Raw genomic sequence first — 20,331 nt, 5'->3', positions numbered from 1 at the left:
TGGATGATGTTGTGTGCTATACCTGCCATACTCCAAGCTGCATACGCGTTAATTCTGTCGTTAAACGCACAGTGGTTAACAGCGCTATATTTCGTTCTGCATCTCGAAATCAATTGGGTATGGTTGGCCAGACCTGTATTTTTTACGAGCTGTGGTCTGTACCCTGTCGCCCGAAGGCAAAATTAAAATAATGGGGAGAGGCAAAGGGGTTACCAAAAACCGATGGCCGCCACGCTGTTGGATATAGTCATAATAACTACAACCTACACCTCGACGCGCCACAACCCGCTCACGGATGCTGGATGAAGACGTAGAATCATTCAGACAAGCCGCTGCTTTCCTCCTTATATCCCTATGACGCCCTCAATTTCTCAACAGATGGCGGTGACGTCAATATGAGCAGTAGGGATTTACAAAATTTCCTTACATTTTCTTAAAAGAGAAAATACAAAACCATCACCTTAAAAAAGGTGGATGTTTTGTCTTTTTATTAAAAAACAGCGATAAAACCCGATACATTACCGACATAAAGAAATTATCACCATTAAAAAAACTATAGTCATCTGGTCTTACATGTCCAAGATTTGAGCACTATTTTTTGTTAAAAACGTTAACAGCAGGTGAAAATCCTGACAGATAATAAGAAATTCTGATATCTGCCACGGCACCATAAGCAGAAACTGGACTATCTACGCTACAGAAAAAAACTTTGTGCGACGGAAGAAACGCCTTTTCCCCCTCCTCCAACTGGGCTTCTCCTGCATTGTTTATCTGTGGGATAGTCGTTACCAGAGATCCGTTGCTGAAGACATCCGTTAGATAAAGCATAGATAAAAAGGCAACTGATGTAGGGTTGAGGACGCATTCTGTTCGCAGTAGCATCGCCTGGGTAGCGACCCGCAAGAAAATGATATTACTCAATAGTTAATTGGCTATTTTAGTTAAATAAATATTTTCACTAAAATGAAAGTGAGCTATTTACTTATTCCCATAAAGTGGTATTTTCACTCTGTGATTTACATCACCCCCCTCTTTTAACTCCTCCGATGCACTCAATAAATTATTTTAATTACAAAAAAACAATATAAGTTATTTAAAATGGAGTTGCTGATAAGTTCACAAATACGCAATTAACGTATTATTTTTAACATTCCCTCATGCTAGATTACCCTCCAACAAGATTCATTGTTAAATAACATCCACTCTTTCTTATCTTTTTGTTACTAACTGATAAAAAAACCAAAAAAACGTATTTGCTGCTTTTTTGATAATAAACATCCGCCGCTATTGGCATTAATAACGTTCGATAAACATACCGATATCGACGACAAAAACGTCGATAACGACGCACAAGAAATATCGAAACAACATGACGCGGCAGGCATGTCATTTCTTTCTGTACCAACTGTCCTAGCAGGGTGAATATAATGAAAAAAATTGAAACTGATATTCTATGTGAGAACGATCTCGCGCTGGAAACACAGTCATCGTTTATCGGCAGCGTGTTTAAAAAGAAAATCGGCTCCGTTCCCGTTGCACTTTTTATGGCGATCGCCGCCATTGTCGCTATCGCGGCCTATGAAGGATACCTGCCTAAAAACATGATCGGCGGTTTCGCCGTCATCATGACAATGGGCTTTTTACTGGCACACATTGGCAGCAACATCCCGGTGTTCAAAGATATCGGTGGCCCGGCGATTCTGTGCCTGATGGTGCCTTCCGTCATGGTGTATTTTGAGCTGTTCAACGACAACACCATGAAAACCGTCCACCTGCTGATGAAAGAGGCGAACTTCCTGTATTTCGTCATCGCCTGTCTGGTGGTTGGCAGTATCCTGGGTATGAACCGCAAGATACTGATTCAGGGGATGATACGTATGTTCGTTCCGCTGGTCGTCGGCACGGCAACCGCGCTGGCAACCGGTTTACTGGTCGGTAAACTGTGCGGCTACAGCTTCTACCACACCTTCTTCTTCATTATCGTGCCCATTATCGGCGGCGGTATTGGGGAAGGCATCCTGCCGTTGTCTCTCGCCTATTCTGCCATTCTGGGGCAAGCACCAGATGTGTATGTGGCTCAGTTAGCGCCGGCAGCCGTTGTTGGCAACATCTTCGCCATTCTGTGTGCTGGCGTGCTGTCCCGTCTGGGTATGCGCCGCAAGGATCTGAACGGCGAAGGCCGTCTGGTGCGCAGCGATGAAGACAACGCGATGTTTGCCGTAAACGACGCGCCAAAACCCGTCGATTTCCACCTGATGGGCGGTGGCTTGTTGATGATTTGCGCCTTCTTCATCATCGGTGGCCTGTTTGAAAAACTGGTGCACATCCCTGGTCCGGTACTGATGATTCTGATTGCTGTCTTCTGTAAATACGGACGTGTTATTCCTGCCATCATGGAAACGGGCGCACACAGCGTTTACAAATTCGTCTCCAGCTCCCTGGTATGGCCGCTGATGATCGGGCTTGGTATGCTGTATATCCCGCTGGAGAGCGTCGTGGCGGTCTTCTCTGTCGGCTACGTCATCGTCTGCGGTTCTGTGGTGCTGTCCATGGCGCTGGTGAGTTTCCTGATTGCGCCTTACCTGAATATGTACCCGATTGAGGCTTCCATCGTCACCACCTGTCACAGCGGGCTTGGGGGTACAGGTGATGTTGCGATTCTGTCTGCCTCTAACCGCATGTCCCTGATGCCGTTCGCACAGATCGCCACGCGTATCGGCGGCGCGTCTACCGTCATCGCCGCCACGCTGCTTCTGGGCTGGTTTGCCTAACCCAACCACGATTCCGCAATAACAAAAACGCCACGGTCATTGCCGTAATGCCGATCGTTTAAGAATCGAGATACCGGGGGCTACCACGGTGCGAGGTATCCCTGCGGGAACCTCATCACCGTGTTTCCCCCTAAATCCACGCTTAAGTGAACAGTATTAACGGTCATTGCCGTGGCGTTTTTGTTTACTCACCGCTTTTTATTCACAGTATTGGCGCAGCGAGTCCTGCTTTTCCGGCAGTAAACGATACAGGTAAACCGGTCGGCCGGTAGAGCCGTACAGGATATTGGTGGTCAGGATGCCGGTGTCAGACAGGTAGATCAGGTATTTACGGCAGGAGACGCGGGAGATACCAATCGCATTCGCCAGCATCTCGGTTGAGAACTCGATACCCTGATTGCCTTCAATCCACTCGCAGACGGTACGCAGCGTCAGGCTGGTCAGCCCTTTCGGCAATTTCTTACGTTCGCTGACCGTGCTGCTGCTGGTACGGCGAATCAGGTTATCAATATCCGACTGCCCAACAAAATCGCGGTGCTTGAACAAGTTTGCTTCTTCGCGATAGGCGGTCAGCGCCTGCTCGAAACGCGAGAACTGGAACGGCTTAATCAGATAATCTACAACGCCGTAGTGCAGCGCTTTCTTGATGGTATACACATCGCTGGCAGAAGAGATGATGATAACGTCCGTCTTTTCACTGAACTCACGGATAGTCGGCAGCAGATCCAGTCCATTATCCTGCTGCATATAAATGTCCAGCAGTACCAAATCGATTTCCGAATCAGGTTGCATCAACAGGTTTCGCGCCTGCTGCAACGTGGGGACGGTCGCATAGCAGCTAAATCCAGAAACCTGGTTCAGATAAGATTTGTTAAGCTCTGCAACCATGGCATCGTCATCAACAATCAGTACATTAATCATGGTCAAACAGCCTTGCTTGATAAGGAATAGTAACGAAAAACTGGGTGTACACCTCAGGTTCTGATTCAAACTCGATAGTGCCGCCAATCTTCTCCAGACTCTGTTTGGTCAGGTACAGGCCGATACCGCGCCCGCTGCCTTTGGTAGAGAATCCCTGTTCATAAATGCGCGCCTGACTCTCCGGCGAAATGCCGGGGCCGTCATCCCCCACGGTGCAGTGAAGGCGGCCGTTCTGATGATGGAAACTCACGCTGATTTCGCAGTTTTCCTGCCCATCAATCGCGTCCATCGCATTTTCAATCAGATTACCCAATACGGTAATCAATTCATTGGTGGCATCGACATCATCGGTATCCGGCAGCAGGCTCTCCTCGCTGATGGAGAGCGTAATGCCGAGATCGCGCGCGCGGTTGATTTTACCCAACAGGAAGCCGGCAATCACTGGCGATTTCACTTTACGAATAATCGAACCGATTTCCGCCTGATAATTATTGGCGGTCTTAAGGATATAGTCTTCCAGCTGTGAGTAATACTTTAAGTGCAACATCCCCAGGATGACGTGCAGCTTGTTCATAAACTCGTGCGACTGCGCACGCAGCGCATCCGCGTAGTAGGACATCCCACTCAACCGTTGCAGCAGTTGGCTGATCTCTGTTTTATCACGGAACGTCGCAATCGCGCCGATAATATCGCCCTTCACAAAGACCGGCACAGTGTTAGTCAGCAGCAGGTGGCCGTTAAAGTTAATCTCTTCATCGCGCCGTGGCGTACCGCTCTCTAGCACCTGCTTCAGGTGCAGATGTTCAAGCCACTGTTCGCTGACGCGTTCGGCTGGCTTCAGGCCCGGCGTTTCACTGCCCTGCGGCTTATTCTGCCGGAAAAGCCGTCGCGCCTCATCATTGATCACCGTAATCCGACCCTGTTGATCGACCGCGATGACGCCTTCTTTAATGTGTTTGAGCATCGCGTTGCGCTGTTCAAACAGATTCGAGATTTCAAACGGCTCGAATCCCAGCATAATGCGCTTGAGAACCTTCACCAAAATCAATGTGCCCAACCAGCCAACCAGCGCCCCTGCCAGCAGCGTCCAGGGAATCATCCAGCGGTTATCACTGATCACTTTCTGCACGCTGGTTAAGGCAATCCCCAGCGCGACGACGCCAACCTGCTTATGGTTATTGTCGAAAACCGGCGTAAAGACCCGCAGCGCGGGATCGAGCGTCCCCCGGTTAATGGCGGTATTTTCCATGCCCAACAGCGCCGGGTAGATATCCCGGCCAGCAAAATGCTCACCAATTCTTTCCGGTTCAGGGTGGCTATGGCGCACCGTATCCATGTCAGTCACCGTGACGAAGAGCAGTTGATTACGCTGGCGAATCGTCTCCGCCGCGAGCTGCACTTCTTCAGGCCGACCAATCCCTTTAAGTTCATCAATAACAACGGGAGAGGCTGCAAATGTGCGAGCAATAGCAAAGGCTTTTTCTCGCAGATGATCTTCTGATAGCTGATTAATGCGAAAAAACAGCAAGGAATAGACCACCAGCAACACCGCGCCAAGCACAACTGACACCATCAGAAACACCGATGTTCCCAGCTTTAGCGGTGCCTTTTTTTTGCCCATGTCACTCTCCGAAACAAACATCATCACACCGTTATCTTATACTGTTTCGTCGCGTTTCGCGTGCCGTGATGCCTACGCCCCGTCACAGAGACAGGGCGTAGGCTTAGAGAAAGGAAATCAGGCTTAACGTGTTGCTGCGTATTTCTCGCATCAGGAAAGCCAGTACGTATCTACGTTTTTACCAGAAACCGAGGACTTTCCACCACATACTGCCAACACCCAGCCAGATAGGGATGATAACCAGACTGATGGAGAAACCGATCTTCCACCAGGTGCCCAACGGCATGTAGCCTGTGCCGAACAGAATCGGTGCCGGGCCACTGGAGTAGTGTGTCGTAGACATAAACAGGTTACTGAAGATACCGAACACCAGTACGGTGAGCATCGGCGGTGCACCAGCGGCCAGCGCGATAGAGACGAAAATCGCATACATGGCGCTGATGTGGGCAATCGCACTCGCCATCAGATAGTGGCTATAGTAGTAAACCAGCAGCAGCAGGCCCAGCATCGGCAGCCAGTGCATACCACTCACCGCGCTGCCAGCCAGACCGCCCAGCCAGGCAATCAGGCCCATTTTGTTAAGCTGGCCCGCCAGCGTCATCAGCACAGCAAACCACACCACGGTGTGCCAGGCTTCTTTCTCACCCACCACGTCGTCCCAGCTCAGCGCACGACTGAGCAACAGCACACTCAGGCCAGCCAGTGCGGTCAGGGTCGCGTCGATATTCAACGTGGAGCCCAGCACCCAGAAGGTCACCAGCCCAAGGAACACGCCCAGCACCACCCACTCGTCGCGGGTCATTTTGCCCATTTCACGCAGTCTTTCGACGGCGATCGCACGCATTTCTGAGGTTTTCTTCAGTTCAGGCGGGTAGAAACGGTAGATCAGGTAAGGAATCAGCGCCAGAGACAGAAAGCCTGGCAGCAGTGTCGCCAATGCCCAATCCGTCCAACTGATGTGAATGCCGAACTGCGAAGCCAGTTTCGCCACCATCGGGTTACCCGCCATGGAGGTCATGAACATCGCGGAAGTCACGGCATTACATTGGAAAATGGACTGCACCAAAAACGCACCAATGCGGCGCTGTGTGCCTTTCTCCGGCGTGGAATCGTAGGCTTCGGCAATCGAGCGAAACAGCGGCGTGATAATCCCACCGCAGCGTGCAGATGTAGAAGGCATCGCTGGGGCGAACAGCAGGTCGGTAAACACCAGACCATACGCCAGACCGAGCGAGCTATTCCCCAGCTTGCTGATGAACAGCAGACCAATACGCCGACCGAAGCCGGTTTTGATAAAGCCGCGAGAGATAAAGAAGGCACAGGCGATCATCCAAATGGTGGGATCGCTAAAGCCCGCCAGCACATCTTTAATGGATAATAACCCTAAGATGGCGACCGAGGTCAGGCTGAACATCGCCATCGCGCCAAGCGGGTAAGGAGAGAGAATCAGACCGACAACCGTGGCAATGAAAATCGCCATCAGATGCCAGGCATCGGGTTTAACCCCATCAGGAACCGGCAATAGCCATAAACCACCGGCAATACAAAGGATAACTAGAAGCTTTAACAACCTGCTATTATTCGCAGACATAAGAACACCACTCTTCATTAAAACGGATTCTGTATTCCCCGTCATACTTCGAGCCGAGTTTGTGCTGCTCTCGAATTATTCAGGCGATATTCACGACGGATGTCCCGTGCGGAGGAGTGGGTATTTCGTTATTCTTCCTTCGTCACCCTGCTGAAAACAACGCAACAGGAATCATCTGCGGAAAAAAAAGACGAGAAAACAAGGGTTCAGGGTGCTTCTCTCGTCTTATCAAATCAAGTGATTAATGAAGAGATAGTATTATAATGCGCCTGTAAAATAGCGTTACTTTAATTACTAAAGGGGTTCATTAATTTATTTAAGAAACTATCACACCTTTAATTTCCCGATAAAAAATCTTTTAAATTCAATAATTTTTGACATTCATGGAACATAAAATTAACGTAATTAACGATAAGTAAATGATAAAAAAACCTTATACCTAATAATGGTAATATAATTCTTTTCCAGACAGTGAGTTATCAATTCCTTATTTATTTACTCAGGTATTCCTCTATTCATAAATAAAAAAATAAATACCCCTTTCCCGGCGAAAAAATAGTATTTTTTATCCAGCTGATAACATTTAGAGGGTGAGAAAAAGTACAGCTAATAGCTGCGGCGACATAATGCGCAGAAACATCGCCAGCGGATAAACCGTGGCATAAGACAGCGCTGCCGCACCGCTGGTTGAGTGCAACCCATTGGCAAATGCCAATGCGGGCGGATCGGTCATGGAACCGGCCAGCATGCCGCACAGCGTCAGATAGTTCATCTTACCCAGCGTGCGCGCCAGTATGCCGACCAGCAGCAGCGGCACAATGGTAATCAGCGCACCGTAACCAATCCACCACACCCCGTCGCCGTTCAATAACGTATCGATGAAATCGCCGCCGGATTTCAACCCCACCACCGATAGGAACAGCACAATGCCAAGCTCGCGCAGCGCCAGGTTCGCACTAGGCGGCATAAACCAGTACAGTTTACCGATACCGCCGATGCGCCCCAGAACCAGCGCCACTACCAGTGGCCCCCCCGCCAGCCCGAGCCGCAGCGCGACGGGAAAGCCGGGAATCATCAGCGGTACAGAGCCCAGTAATACGCCCAACCCAATGCCGATAAAGACAGGCAGCATCTGTACCTGCTGGAGCTTCTGCTGGGCGTTTCCCACGATATCCGCCACGGCATCGATCGCCGCTTTTCGCCCCACCAGATTCAGAATATCGCCAAATTGCAGGCTGGCCTGATTGCTGGCGACCAGCTCAACGCCCGCACGGTTCAGACGCGAAATCACGACATCGTAGTTTTGCTTCAAATTGAGCTCGCGAATCTTGCGTCCCAGCACCTTCTCATTCGTCACCACCACGCGTTCAACGTGCAGATCCGTACCGCGCGTCGAGAGCGACGCCGCGACTTCATTACCGATGACCAGCCGCGCCTGCTCAAGATCGTTTTTCGCTCCAACCAGATGCAGATAGTCGCCCAGCTGAATGAGCGTCTGCGGCGACGGCACCATCAGCTCATCGCCGCGTTTTAAACGGGAGCAGACAATGGTGTCGCGATTCAGAATCGGCACATCCTGAATCGCCAGCCCTTGCAGATTGGTATTCGTCACCGACACATTCATGGTGTGCAGCTGTTCATGATGCTGGCCGTTGCTGACTTCAAACTGCTTCGCCTCGTTCTCCACCGCCACGCGGAACAGCACGCGCATCAGCCACATCACCAGTAAAATTCCGCAGATCCCCAGCGGATACGCCATCGCGTAGCCCGTCCCCATCAGGTTAACCAATGCCGAACTCGACCCGAGATCGGTCAGAATCTGCTGACCCGCGCCCAGCGACGGCGTGTTGGTCACCGCACCGGAAAAAATACCGAGAATAATGGGCAAAGGAATATTGAGCAGTTTATGCAGCAGGACGGTCACGACACAGCCGAGGAAAACCGTCAGCAGGGCGAACGCGTTCAGGCGCAGGCCCGATACGCGCAGAGAGGAAAAGAAACCCGGCCCGACCTGAATGCCGATGGTATAGACAAACAGAATCAGCCCAAACTCCTGAATGACGTGCAACATGTCATCATTCAGTTGAATTTGATACTGATGGGCAACATGCCCGACGATGATCCCACCGAACAGAACCCCGCCAATCCCTAAACCGACGCCATAAATCCGCCAATTGCCGATCCATAACCCCAGAACCGCAACCAGCGCCAGCATACTCACGGTAAGTGCGATATCACTCATGCCCGTATCCTTTGCGGACGTTTTTATTGGGAAATGCCACTGCTGCTATTTTTGATTCTGGCAGAATGCTGGGTAAGGAAACGTGGCGGGCAACACAAAACCGCGCCCGTAATGAGACGGGCGCGGGAAATCATCAGGTTAATGACGCGGATGTCGCGTTATGACGCATCTTCAGCGGGCTGCTGGTTCAATGCCGGGCGACCACCGCCGATGGCGATGCGCTGCGGCTGCAAGGCTTCCGGCACGTCGCGCACCAGATCGATATGCAGCAGGCCATTTTCAAAATGTGCATCGGACACATGCAGATGCTCGGCCAGCGTAAAGCTCAGCGTGAAAGGCTTAAATACCAGCCCCTGATGCAGATACTCCACTGCTTTCTCGGTCGGTGCCGGAGAACCTTTCACGGTCAGGCGTGGGCCTTCTACTTCGATATCCAGATCGCTCTGTCGGAACCCCGCCAGCGCCAGCGTGATGCGGTAGTGGTTGTCGTCTTTCTTCTCGATGTTATACGGAGGAAAATCAATCGGTTCCTGGCTGCCTTGCATTGAGCTGGCTAATTTGTCGAAACCGATCCACTGACGCAGTAAAGGTGATAAGTCGTAGTTACGCATGATATGACTCCTTCTAAGAAGCGAGATTAAGTGCCCATACGGGCATACCTTATGCCAGCCACGATGCCATAGCTGACGTCGTCCCCATTCGGCAGACGATATGCTTATTTATGGCGCTGCCCTTTCAGGCAATGCGCGATTCGTGCAAATAACGTAATGTTGATTTACTTGATTTCAATCCGGCGCGGCTTCATCGCTTCCGGCACGATGCGCTCGAGATCGATGTACAGCAGCCCGTTTTCCAGATTGGCGCCTTTTACCTGAATATGTTCGGCCAGTTGGAATTTACGCTCGAAGTTGCGCTCGGCAATACCTTGATACAGGTAGTTGCGGGCAACCTGCTCACCGGCGTGGGCGCCTTTTACAATCAATAAGTTATCGTGTGCTGTGATGTCCAGTTCTTGCTCGGCGAAGCCCGCTACGGCAATCGCAATACGGTATTGGTTCTCGTCAACCAGCTCGACGTTGTAGGGAGGATAGCCGCCGTTACTCTGGGTCTGGCCGGTTTCTAATAGATTGAACAGGCGATCAAAACCAATAGCGGAACGGTACAGCGGAGAAAATCGGGGTTACGCATAAAACAGCCTCCTAAACATGCAGCGAGGATTTATTTTTACCTTCCCTAAGGACAGGCTCACAGCCGGGACAGATACCCTGACGGCGTATCATTTTCTTCCGGCTTATTATCAATATGGTGACCCCCCTCAGACTTTCAAGAGGCAAAAAGGAAAAATCGCTACGTTTCATGCAATATTCACTCGCACTGCGGGCGTTATCACATACACTCAAGATAGGCAGATTTGGCCAAGTGCTGATCGTTTAAGTATCGAGATACACGGGGCGACCACAGGGGTGAGGCCTCCCTGCGGGAACCTCCCCCTGTGTTTCCCCTAACAACGGACTTAAGTGACCAATATTAGGCTTCGACCCGCTCTGGCAGCAGGTTATTAATGGACAGGTAATATGACCTTACTGAAAAGCGCATTGTTCTCTTTCATCATCACCGGTAGCGGCGCGGTGGCGACCAGCGGCTGCTCCAGCGTGATGACGCACACCGGAAACGATCAGGGCTACTATTCCGGTACGCGCGCCAGTGTGGATATGCTGCGTGACGACGACACCAGTTGGGCCATGATGCCGCTGGTGGCGATTGACCTGCCGTTCTCGGCGGTTGCTGACACGCTGCTGCTGCCCTACGACTACTACCGCGCGGGCAACGATAAGAACACGCTGTCAACACGCGAACGCATTTTACACAGCGAAGAGCAAAACCAAACCGCCAGTTCACAGCTTGCCACGATGCCGCATAGCAACACGGTATCCCATAGCAACACGATGTCCCATAACACCAGCATGCCTAATAACACCACCATGTCTAACAACAATGCGCCGCATGATCAGCTTTGATAACAACCGTGCTCGCCATGAACTCGCGTGTACTCGTTACGCGGTGGTCACCACAAAAAGCTGATTAAAGCCGTCAATCTCCCGCATATACGCAATGTGTTTCCCGTCAGGTGAAAAAACCACGGCATCCCCACTGGGTGGGCTGTCCGTCCGTGTCGTTAGCCGAACCAGCTCACCGCTTTGCGCATCACACAGCATGATGCTGTTGTCACACACAAACGCCAGAGAACGTCCGCTCGGGTGCCAGTTAAAGGCAGACTGTACACCGTATTCCGTATGCGTGACCTGCCTTGGCTCACCGCCATTCGGGGAAAGCGTCCATAGCTGTACCACGCCCGCGTCATCGCGCATCAGGAAAGCAATCTCACTGCCGTCGGGCGAGGTTCGCAGCCAGTGGCGCGGCTGATTCACCAGCCCAGGATAACGCCGCGAGTGCGTAAAGGTTAAACGCCGCTGCTGCACGCCCGCTGGCGGTGCGGGCATTGACGTTGCCGTCCCTGCCAGTGGCGCCTCCCCTTCTTTGGCGTAATCTTCCAGCGCGTTCGGCAAATCGACGATAAAGATCTCCGGAACCGTCGTCCCATCCGCCGCACGCGTATCGCCGATAAACGCCAACGCCCAGCGCTGCCGCGAGCCATCTTGCTGGATATAGCCGGCCGTTCCTACCCAGCCTTCTTCATAGGCACGGTTGATTTCATCGCTGCCGGGCTGAGGCTGCGGCGTCGTTTTGCTGACCAGCACACAATAATGGCTACCGCCATATTCACGCGGATGGCGTTTCTCAACGACGACAGCCTGTAGTGGCACAGCCACGCCCACATTGCGCAAGTTCAATGCCGGATCGCGCTCATGCAGCACATGGTCGTTATAGGTAAAGCTCAGGCGGCTGGCATCCGGGCTGAAGACGTGGACATGCGTACCGCCACGCAGCGCGCCAGCCTGATAAGGCGGCGTAATAGAGAAAGCATCAAGCGTGATGGCCTCATCGCGCTGGCGGTCCGCCACTATCGTTCCACGACGATGGTGAAAATCATACTGCCACTCGCTATCTGGATTTTCCGGCCCGTGGATAAAAACATAGCGCAGCGGTTCCTGTGGGCTACAGGTCACTACGCCCACATGCGCCCCCGCCGTCGCCCGGTAAATCACCTCGGTTTCCCGGCTTTTCAGGTGTACTCGCTCAATGGTCAGCCCTGTGAATGAAGATCCATAGGGTCTTATGTCATAAATCAACCAATTTCCGTCACATGACCAGCAATTAATGTTGGTAAGTTGGTGACCAGTAGCATTAAACGTTAGTTGAACTTCAACAGGCAAGTCATCACCCCGCTTATTCAATATCAGTCAGTATTTTGTAAATAAATTTCAGTTTTATGTATAACATATTGTTTTATATTTAAAAAAAACAAACAACAACCAATAATATCATTCAAAAAAATAGAATAACTCTCTCAATAACATCCGTTTTTTAATTTATTAGCATCGGCGTAACATTCTTCCTATCGAAAGGGCAGCCCCCTTTCACCTATCAATCAGAAAAAGGATAAGACATCATGAAAAACGTAAAAACCATCGCCGCTGCTGTTGTTCTCGCTACCATGACTTTCGGTGCTTCTGCTGCTGAATATGTGTCTCCTTCACAGACACAGAACCTGGAAAAAGCAGGCGTCGTTACCGCTACCGCTCAAGACCTGAGCTCACTGCAAGCTCAGCTCGCCGCGAAAGCAGAAAAAGCGGGCGCTAAAGCTTATACCATCACGTCTGCGACCGGTAACGATCAGTTGCGTGGCTCTGCGGTAATCTTCAACTAATCGTTGTCTACCCTGAGTTTTTATCCCAGTTAGCTATCCTGTAAGACATCACGTATTACCCTCTTTCCGGCTTGCCTCCTCATCAGGGCAAGCCGGTTTTTTATTGATACGGAAGTGAGAACGTGCGGAAGTAGGAAGAACGGTGAATTCGGTGTGGCAGATTGCCACACCGATGTGGATAGACTTACAACGTTGTACCTTGGAAACCATTTTCGGCCGCTATCGCCGCGAACCATTCCCCACTTTTCTTCACCGTGCGTTTTTGCGTCGCCAAATCCAACTGCACAAAACCATAGCGATTCTTGTAGGCATTCGACCACGACCAGTTATCGATAAACGTCCACATATGGTAGCCGAGGCAATGGCTGCCTTCCGCGATACCTTTGTGTACAAACTTCAAGTGCTCGCGGACAAAATCGATGCGGTAATCGTCCTGAATCTGGCCGTTGGCATCGAAACGCTGTTCGTTCTCCACCCCCATGCCATTTTCCGAAATAAAGCAGCGCGGATTGCCGTAATTCACCCGCAGATTGGTCAGAATGTCATAGATGCCCGGTTCGTAAATCTCCCAACCACGATAGGGATTCATTTTTCGTCCCGGCATTTCATAGCTGGAAAAGAACCACTCGGGCATAAACGGACTATCAGGATTGACCAGGCTGTCGCGGCACTGAATACGGCGCGGCTGGTAGTAGTTAATGCCCAGCAGATCGACAATCCCATCGGCCAGCAGCGCACGATCGTCAGGCTGGCAACTTGGCAGTTGGCCGTATCGATGCAGCAAATCAACCAGTTCCCGCGGGTATTCGCCCCGCAGTGCAGGGTCGAGGAAACTGCGGTTAAACATCAGGTCGGCTATGTTGGCCGCGTTGACATCAGCCGGATGCTGGGAGCGCGGGTAGGAAGGCGTCAGGTTGAGGATAATGCCAATGTCTCCGCCCTGCGACTGTTCGCGATAGGCCCTCACCGCCAGCGCATGCGCCAGCATCGTGTGGTACGCCACCGTCGCAGCGCGTTTGAAATCCACCACGTTCGGGTAGTGGAAATCATACAGATACCCGCCTTCCACCGGCACCACCGGCTCATTGAAGGTAAACCAGTGTTTGACCCTGTCGCCAAACAGGCGGAAGCAGGTCGCCGCATAGCCCGCATAGGCCACCACCACCGCCCGATTTTCCCAGCCGCCCAGCCGCTGCATCACCATCGGCATATCAAAATGGAACAGATTGATAAACGGCGTGATGCCCTGCGCCAGCATTTCATCAATGACCTGATTATAAAACGCCACCGCCTGCGGATTCGGTTCACCGACGCCATCAGGAATCAGCCGCGCCCACGAGATCGACGTTCGGAACGTGTTGTGATTCAGCGTCTTCAGCAGCGCGATATCTTCACGCCAGTGCTGATAAAACGTGGAAGTATCTGCCGGCCCAACCTGCTGATGAAAACGACCGGGCTGCGTGGCAAACCATTCGTCCCACACGGTGGCACTTTTACCATAGTTAAGGCTTTCGCCTTCCGTTTGCGGTGCCGAACTGGCGCTGCCCCACCAAAAATTCGCCGGAAAGCGAAAATCCTTCTGAAGATGATCGTGCATACGTTCCTCTCTGCTTCACTCGTGTTTATGCGCTGGCGCTGGCTTCGCCCGCAGCCTGCTGTTGTTTCTCCTGCTCCTGTTTAAGCAGCGTGCGCTCATACACTTTCAGGAACGGGTAATACATCGCGGCCGACATCACCATGCAGAGCAGACACATGATCACCGGGCTGAACGCCCAGTTCGCCGCCCATGATGCGCCAATTGGCGCCGGCGTCGTCCACGGTGTCAGGGAAACCACCTGCGCGATCCAACCGAGCTTCGTCGCCGTATAGGCAATGACGGCATTGACCATCGGCACGAAAATAAACGGCAGGAACAGCAGCGGGTTCATGATGATCGGTGCACCAAACAGAATCGGTTCATTGATGTTGAAAAAGCTCGGCACGACACCCATACGGCCAATCGTACGCAGATGAACCGCGCGGCTACGCAGCAGCAAAAAGGCCAACGGCAGCGTGGAGCCAACCCCGCCGATCAGCAGGTAGTGATCCCAGAATCCCTGCAAATAAATATGCGGCAGCGGCGCCCCGGCTGACAGCGCGGCCTGGTTCAGCGCCAGGTTGGTCATCCAGAACGGGTTCATAATCCCGGTAACGATCAGCGCGCCGTGAATCCCGGCAAACCATAGAATCTGACAAATGAACACCGAAATCAGAATCGCAGGCAGCGAATCCGACGCCGAAATCAGCGGTGCCAGCAGGTGCATGATGGCTTCCGGGATAATCATGCCGGTCGCGGACTGGATGAACAGGTTAAACGGATGCAGCGTCGCAACGATAACCTGCACGGGGATAAGGATCTCAAACGAACGCGCCACGCCGGTTGGCACCTCTTTCGGCAGGCGAATGGTGATATTGCGTTTCTTCAGCCAGGCATACACTTCACCGGCATAAATTGACGTCAGAATCGCGGTAAAAATCCCCTCACCGGAAAAGTACTGGGTAGAAATTTGCTTCTCATGATAAGGCGCGGCCACCAGCAAGAATGCCATCAGCGCCAGCAGGCCGGTCATGATCGGATCCAGCTTGTAGTGCTTACCCAGGCTGGCCCCTATCCCCACCGAGATAAAGAAGGTCATGACCCCCATACTGAGGTAGTACGGCAGCATCAGCTGTTCACGGTAAGCAACGGAGAAATCGAGCCACGCGCGGGCAAACCCCAGCGTGGTGTCCGGCGCGAACGGCGGGAAGATGAACACCAGCATAAACGAACCGATGATCATGAAAGGCAGCGCGGCGATAAAACCATCACGAATCGCGATGATGTGACGCTGCTGCCCGACCACACCCGCCAGCGGGGTAATTTTTTGCTCGATGATATTCACCATCGACTGATAGAGGCCACTCATAGCGGTTGTCCTGATTTTTCGATCAGTGAAAAGGCGAAATCCAGCACGTTGTCACCGCGCTGCATACCGTAATCCATCATATCTATCGCTGCTACAGGCACGCCTTTTCCCTCAGCTTTCTCCTGAAAGGACGCCAGCATATATTTCACCTGTGGCCCCAGCAGCACAACGTCATACTTCCCGACCTGCTCATCAAATTCATGGGCGGCGTAGGCGGCAATCTCAACGTCCAGACCACGTGTGCTGGCCGCCTCCTTCATCTTTCTCACTAAAAGGCTGGTAGACATCCCAGCGGAACAACAAAGCATGATCCTTTTCATTTTCAATACCCCGTCGCATTGCGTTACGAATAAAAAGCGTTATGAATAAAAATCGTTATGAATAAAAAGCGTCATCAATAAAGTCATCGTGAATCAACACAGTCATTGGAAACATCATCATGGAAACACAATGGAAACCGTTTTCCATGAAAAAAACCAATATATGAGAATAGGTTCACGAAATGGTAGGCATTGCTGGAAACAATGTGAGGCAGGTCATGGAAAACGTATTTCAGACGTGAAGGATAGGTAAAACCCACTATTGCGGCGCTTATTACGCTAAGTGTGCTGATTTCAGGCATTTCCTACTTTTGGCTATAAAAACGACAAATTGAGATTTAAAAAGCCCACCCTCCCCCTGCTATGTTTATCACCTGATGTTGCATTTTCTCGCTGTATTTTAACTTTTCGTTATAAGGGAGAGGTCATAGGCATGTCATTGATGATGAAAAAATCAGTCATGGAAAGGCGTGGAGAAAGCGCGCGGCTATGGAATAGCATAACGACGCGGCTACGCCACATTCCTGCCATTCTGGCTGCCGGCGCCCTGCTGCTTATGTCCGCCGCCTATGCGCAGGACAGCGTGCCAGCGCAGTTGCGCGTCGGCTATCAGAAAGGTTCGGTCAGTCTGGTGCTGGCAAAAGCACACCAGTTGCTGGAAAAGCAGTTCCCCAACACCAAAGTCAGCTGGGTTGAGTTCCCCGCCGGCCCACAGATGCTGGAAGCGCTCAACGTTGGCAGCATCGATCTGGGCGGCACCGGCGATATCCCGCCGATTTTTGCGCAGGCCGCTGGCGCTGACCTGCTGTATGTCGGTGTGGAACCGCCTAAACCTCAGGCCGAAGTGATTCTGGTGCGGGAAGACAGCCCGGTGAAAACCGTCGCCGATTTAAAAGGCCGTAAAGTTGCCTTTCAGAAAGGCTCCAGCGCGCACAATACGCTGCTGCGCGCGCTGCAACGTGACGGGCTGAAATTCACCGATATCAAACCGACCTACCTGACTCCCGCTGACGCCCGCGCGGCGTTCCAGCAAGGTAATGTCGATGCATGGGCCATTTGGGATCCCTACTATTCCGCCGCACTGCTGGAAGGCGGCGTCCGTGTGCTGGCTGACAGCAGCGGGCTGGAGAAAACCGGCTCTTTCTACCTCGCATCCCGCCCTTATACCGAAGCACACGGCAGCTTTATTCGTCAGGTGCTGGACGAACTGACCAAAGCCGATGCGTTAACCATCAGCGACCGGGCACAAAGCGTCACTCTGTTAGCCAACGCGGTAGGACTACCGGAAAAAGTGATTGAAACGGCACTCGATCATCGCCCGCCAACCACCATCGAACCACTGGATGCCGCCACGATCAAGGCACAGCAATCCACCGCCGACCTGTTTTATGAAAACCGGCTGGTGCCGGTGAAGGTCAATATCGCAGAGCGCGTCTGGCATCCCAAGGCGAACTAATTCGCTTATCGCACACACATTTTGCTTACCCCAAACAAGGCTGTTCAAGGAGAATGAGATGAACGCATCCCAACTATTTGACGAGTAGCACAGAGGCTGAAAGACGGGGTGTGGAGCCTCGCAGATTTCCGGCATCATCGTGCCTATAACGGGATACTCATCGTTCCCCTGACTGGAGACTCCACACATGAATAACTATACCCCTGTTGGCGTTGATATCGCAAAACACCTGATTCAGGTTCACTTCATCGACAAACATAGCGGCGAAGTGGTGGATAAACAGCTGCGACGTCAGGATGTTCTGACCTTCTTCAGCAACCGTGAACCCTGCCTGATTGGTATGGAAGCCTGTGGCGGCTCTCAGCACTGGGCCCGGGAGTTGAAGAAACTTGGTCATCAGGTTCGCCTGCTTCAGGCGAAATTCGTCAAAGCCTTCCTGATGGGCAACAAGAACGATGTCATGGACTCCCGCGCCATATGGATGGCGGTCCAGCAACCGGGACGGGGGATTGCCGTAAAGAGCGAAGAGCAGCAGGCCGTTCTGGCACTGCATCGCATGCGCCGCCAGTGGGTGAAGTTCCGCACCGCGCAGACCAATGCCCTGCATGGCTTACTGCTCGAATTTGGTGAAACAGTACGCAAAGGACGTACCGCGCTGGACAAGGCTCTGCCCGTGGCGCTGGAGAGGCTGAAAAACCGCCTGCCGCTGTTCCTCATCGCCCAGATTGAAGAGCAGCACCGTCGCTTGAGTGAGCTGGATGCTCAGATTAACGGCATTGAGCAACAACTGACGGCGCTGGCGAAACAGAACGAGACCTGCCGACGGCTGATGGCTATACCCGGCGTAGGGCCACTGATAGCCACGGCGGCGGTGGCTACGATGGGCGAGGCTCATGCGTTCCGGTCGGGACGGGAGTTCGCGGCCTATGTCGGACTCGTCCCAAAACAGACCGGCACTGGCGGCAAGGTTCGCCTGCTGGGGATAAGCAAACGCGGTGACACCTACCTGCGTACGCTGTTTATCCATGGAGCGAGGGCAGCGAGCCTGTTGGCGAAAGAGCCGGGACCGTGGATAACGGAGTTAAAGAAACGGCGGCCGACCAGTGTGGCGATAGTCGCGATGGCCAACAAACTGGCGCGCACGGTGTGGGCGGTGGCGGCGCACGAACGGGAGTACCGGAAAGATTACGTCAGCATCAGGCCGTATTAACAGCGGATGCTGAAAACCATTAACCCTTAACAAAAGGATGAATGCGGAAAGGTTGCGAGGGCAGCCAGCGTGATGACGACGACAGGTAAGACCGGGACTTGCTAAACCTGAATGGTGTGTCGGGCATAAAGCCCGCCAGGAGAATAAGGAGCAAGTCGGCGAATCTCATCGAGGCCCGCGGCACAGGCTGCAATAAGGCCGGATATAGAGCTGCGACCTATCCGTCAACGTCAACACAACGGAAGCCTTGCAAACGGGATGCGTTCATATAGTTCACACCATGAGTCTTAACGTATTCTGGTTTCTGCCCACCCACGGAGACGGTCGCTATCTTGGTAGCACTGAGGGCGCACGTCATGTTGACTACAGCTATCTGCAACAGGTGGCACAGGCCGCCGAGCGGCAAGGGTTTGGTGGCGTGTTGCTACCGACAGGCCGCTCCTGCGAGGATTCCTGGCTGGTTGCCGCCTCGCTCATTCCAGTGACGCAGCGGCTAAAATTTCTCGTTGCCCTGCGCCCCGGCGTGATTTCCCACTATCGCCGCACGCCAGGCCGCTACGCTGGACAGGTTGTCCAATGGTCGGGCGCTGTTCAATCTGGTGACTGGCGGCGATCCGGAAGAATTGGCCGCCGAAGGGCTGTTCCTCAGCCATGAAGAACGCTACGAAGCGTCAGCGGAATTCACCCATATCTGGCGCAGATTGCTGGAAGGCGAAACCGTCGATTTCGCAGGCAAACACATTCAGGTCAAAGACGCCAAGCTGCTTTACCCGCCCGTTCAGCAGCCGCGTCCACCGCTCTACTTTGGTGGTTCCTCTGAGGCCGCACAGAATCTGGCGGCAGAACAGGTCGATCTCTACCTGACCCTGGGGTGAACCGCCTGAGCAGGTTAAAGAAAAGCTGGCGGAAGTCCGCGCCAAAGCGGCGGCGCAGGGGCGTGAGGTTCGCTTCGGTATTCGCCTGCACGTCATCGTGCGGGAAACCACCGAAGAAGCCTGGCAGGCTGCCGATCGGCTGATCTCCCATCTGGATGACAAAACCATCGCCGACGCACAGGCGGCGCTGGCGCGTTTCGATTCCGTCGGTCAGCAGCGCATGGCCGCCCTGCACGGCGGCAAAAAGGACAAGCTGGAGATCAGCCCGAATCTATGGGCAGGCATTGGTCTGGTACGCGGCGGCGCCGGCACCGCGCTGGTTGGCGATGGCCCAACGGTGGCCGAACGTATTCAGGAATACGCCGATCTCGGAATAGATACCTTTATTCTGTCCGGCTATCCGCATCTGGAAGAGGCGTATCGCGTGGGTGAACTGCTGTTCCCACACCTCAATCTGGCGCAACAGCCCACGCCGCTGCATGCGGTGAGCAACGTGGGAGAAGTGGTGGCAAACCGCTATGTGCCACGCAAAGTCTCGCAAAGCTGAGGA

General features: G+C 52.7%; 14 protein-coding genes and 2 pseudogenes. 6 read left to right on the top strand and 10 right to left on the bottom strand.

Annotation, left to right across the window (positions count from 1 at the left end; genetic code table 11):
• Nucleotides 1-1,427 precede the first annotated feature (1,427 nt).
• Nucleotides 1,428-2,771, top strand: coding sequence for a 2-hydroxycarboxylate transporter family protein (locus NAL19_RS00235; RefSeq protein WP_263058437.1), 1,344 nt, complete (start codon nt 1,428-1,430; stop codon nt 2,769-2,771).
• A 198-nt stretch (nt 2,772-2,969) separates the two neighbouring features.
• On the opposite strand, the gene dcuR is transcribed toward NAL19_RS00235, so the two are convergent.
• From dcuR to ibpA, 6 genes and pseudogenes are all read right to left on the bottom strand, one after another.
• Nucleotides 2,970-3,692 carry a two-component system response regulator DcuR gene (gene dcuR, locus NAL19_RS00230; RefSeq protein ID WP_010281107.1) on the bottom strand — a complete coding sequence of 241 codons (723 nt, stop codon included), beginning with the start codon at nt 3,690-3,692 and terminating at the stop codon, nt 2,970-2,972.
• Nucleotides 3,685-5,313 carry a sensor histidine kinase gene (locus NAL19_RS00225; RefSeq protein ID WP_225086400.1) on the bottom strand — a complete coding sequence of 543 codons (1,629 nt, stop codon included), beginning with the start codon at nt 5,311-5,313 and terminating at the stop codon, nt 3,685-3,687. The genes dcuR and NAL19_RS00225 overlap by 8 nt, the downstream gene beginning before the upstream one ends.
• Before the next feature lie 178 nt (nt 5,314-5,491).
• The gene (locus NAL19_RS00220) at nt 5,492-6,904 is read right to left on the bottom strand and encodes an anion permease (protein WP_225086399.1); all 1,413 of its coding nucleotides are present in this window, start codon (nt 6,902-6,904) and stop codon (nt 5,492-5,494) included.
• 583 nt (nt 6,905-7,487) lie between these two features.
• Nucleotides 7,488-9,146, bottom strand: coding sequence for a putative transporter (locus tag NAL19_RS00215; protein ID WP_263058436.1), 1,659 nt, complete (start codon nt 9,144-9,146; stop codon nt 7,488-7,490).
• Nucleotides 9,147-9,304: 158 nt separating this feature from the next.
• Nucleotides 9,305-9,757: a small heat shock chaperone IbpB gene (gene ibpB, locus NAL19_RS00210; RefSeq protein WP_263058435.1), complete on the bottom strand. Its 453-nt coding sequence runs from the start codon at nt 9,755-9,757 to the stop codon at nt 9,305-9,307.
• 164 nt (nt 9,758-9,921) lie between these two features.
• Nucleotides 9,922-10,334 (bottom strand): annotated as a pseudogene (gene ibpA, locus NAL19_RS00205) (small heat shock chaperone IbpA).
• Nucleotides 10,335-10,720: 386 nt separating this feature from the next.
• Between ibpA and NAL19_RS00200 the strand changes: the two are divergent.
• Nucleotides 10,721-11,164: a YceK/YidQ family lipoprotein gene (locus NAL19_RS00200; RefSeq protein WP_263058434.1), complete on the top strand. Its 444-nt coding sequence runs from the start codon at nt 10,721-10,723 to the stop codon at nt 11,162-11,164.
• 36 nt (nt 11,165-11,200) lie between these two features.
• Here NAL19_RS00200 and NAL19_RS00195 read toward each other — a convergent pair whose 3' ends face one another.
• Complete coding sequence (locus NAL19_RS00195; protein WP_263058433.1) at nt 11,201-12,481, bottom strand: DUF3748 domain-containing protein; 1,281 nt, start codon at nt 12,479-12,481, stop codon at nt 11,201-11,203.
• A 236-nt stretch (nt 12,482-12,717) separates the two neighbouring features.
• Between NAL19_RS00195 and bhsA the strand changes: the two genes are divergently transcribed.
• On the top strand, nt 12,718-12,975 hold the full coding sequence (gene bhsA / locus NAL19_RS00190; protein WP_263058432.1) for a multiple stress resistance protein BhsA: 258 nt from the start codon (nt 12,718-12,720) through the stop codon (nt 12,973-12,975).
• A gap of 184 nt (nt 12,976-13,159) precedes the next feature.
• On the opposite strand, the gene NAL19_RS00185 is transcribed toward bhsA, so the two are convergent.
• The 3 genes from NAL19_RS00185 to NAL19_RS00175 are packed head-to-tail and all read right to left on the bottom strand — an operon-like array spanning nt 13,160 to nt 16,240.
• A complete protein-coding gene (locus tag NAL19_RS00185) occupies nt 13,160-14,572 on the bottom strand; it encodes a glycoside hydrolase family 1 protein (RefSeq protein ID WP_263058431.1) in 1,413 nt (470 codons plus the stop codon).
• A gap of 25 nt (nt 14,573-14,597) precedes the next feature.
• Nucleotides 14,598-15,920 carry a PTS sugar transporter subunit IIC gene (locus NAL19_RS00180; RefSeq protein WP_263058430.1) on the bottom strand — a complete coding sequence of 441 codons (1,323 nt, stop codon included), beginning with the start codon at nt 15,918-15,920 and terminating at the stop codon, nt 14,598-14,600.
• Complete coding sequence (locus NAL19_RS00175; protein WP_225086392.1) at nt 15,917-16,240, bottom strand: PTS sugar transporter subunit IIB; 324 nt, start codon at nt 16,238-16,240, stop codon at nt 15,917-15,919. Before NAL19_RS00175 ends, NAL19_RS00180 begins: the two co-directional genes overlap by 4 nt.
• Nucleotides 16,241-16,673: 433 nt before the next feature.
• On the opposite strand from NAL19_RS00175, the gene NAL19_RS00170 reads away from it, so the two are divergent.
• The 3 genes and pseudogenes from NAL19_RS00170 to ssuD all read left to right on the top strand — a co-directional run bounded on the left by NAL19_RS00170 (nt 16,674) and on the right by ssuD (nt 20,328).
• A complete protein-coding gene (locus tag NAL19_RS00170; protein WP_317630299.1) occupies nt 16,674-17,696 on the top strand; it encodes a sulfonate ABC transporter substrate-binding protein in 1,023 nt (340 codons plus the stop codon).
• Nucleotides 17,697-17,883: 187 nt separating this feature from the next.
• Nucleotides 17,884-18,906 (top strand): IS110 family transposase, encoded by a 1,023-nt coding sequence (locus NAL19_RS00165; RefSeq protein WP_263057333.1) that lies wholly within the window; start codon nt 17,884-17,886, stop codon nt 18,904-18,906.
• A 280-nt stretch (nt 18,907-19,186) separates the two neighbouring features.
• A pseudogene (gene ssuD / locus NAL19_RS00160) lies at nt 19,187-20,328 on the top strand (FMNH2-dependent alkanesulfonate monooxygenase).
• Nucleotides 20,329-20,331 lie beyond the last annotated feature (3 nt).

It is taken from the genome of Pectobacterium sp. F1-1 (assembly GCF_025643735.1).
GTDB classification, from domain to species: Bacteria; Pseudomonadota; Gammaproteobacteria; order Enterobacterales; family Enterobacteriaceae; genus Pectobacterium; species Pectobacterium colocasium.
Note: the sequence above shows the minus strand (reverse complement) of the source record. Positions and strands in the feature narration are given on the sequence as shown.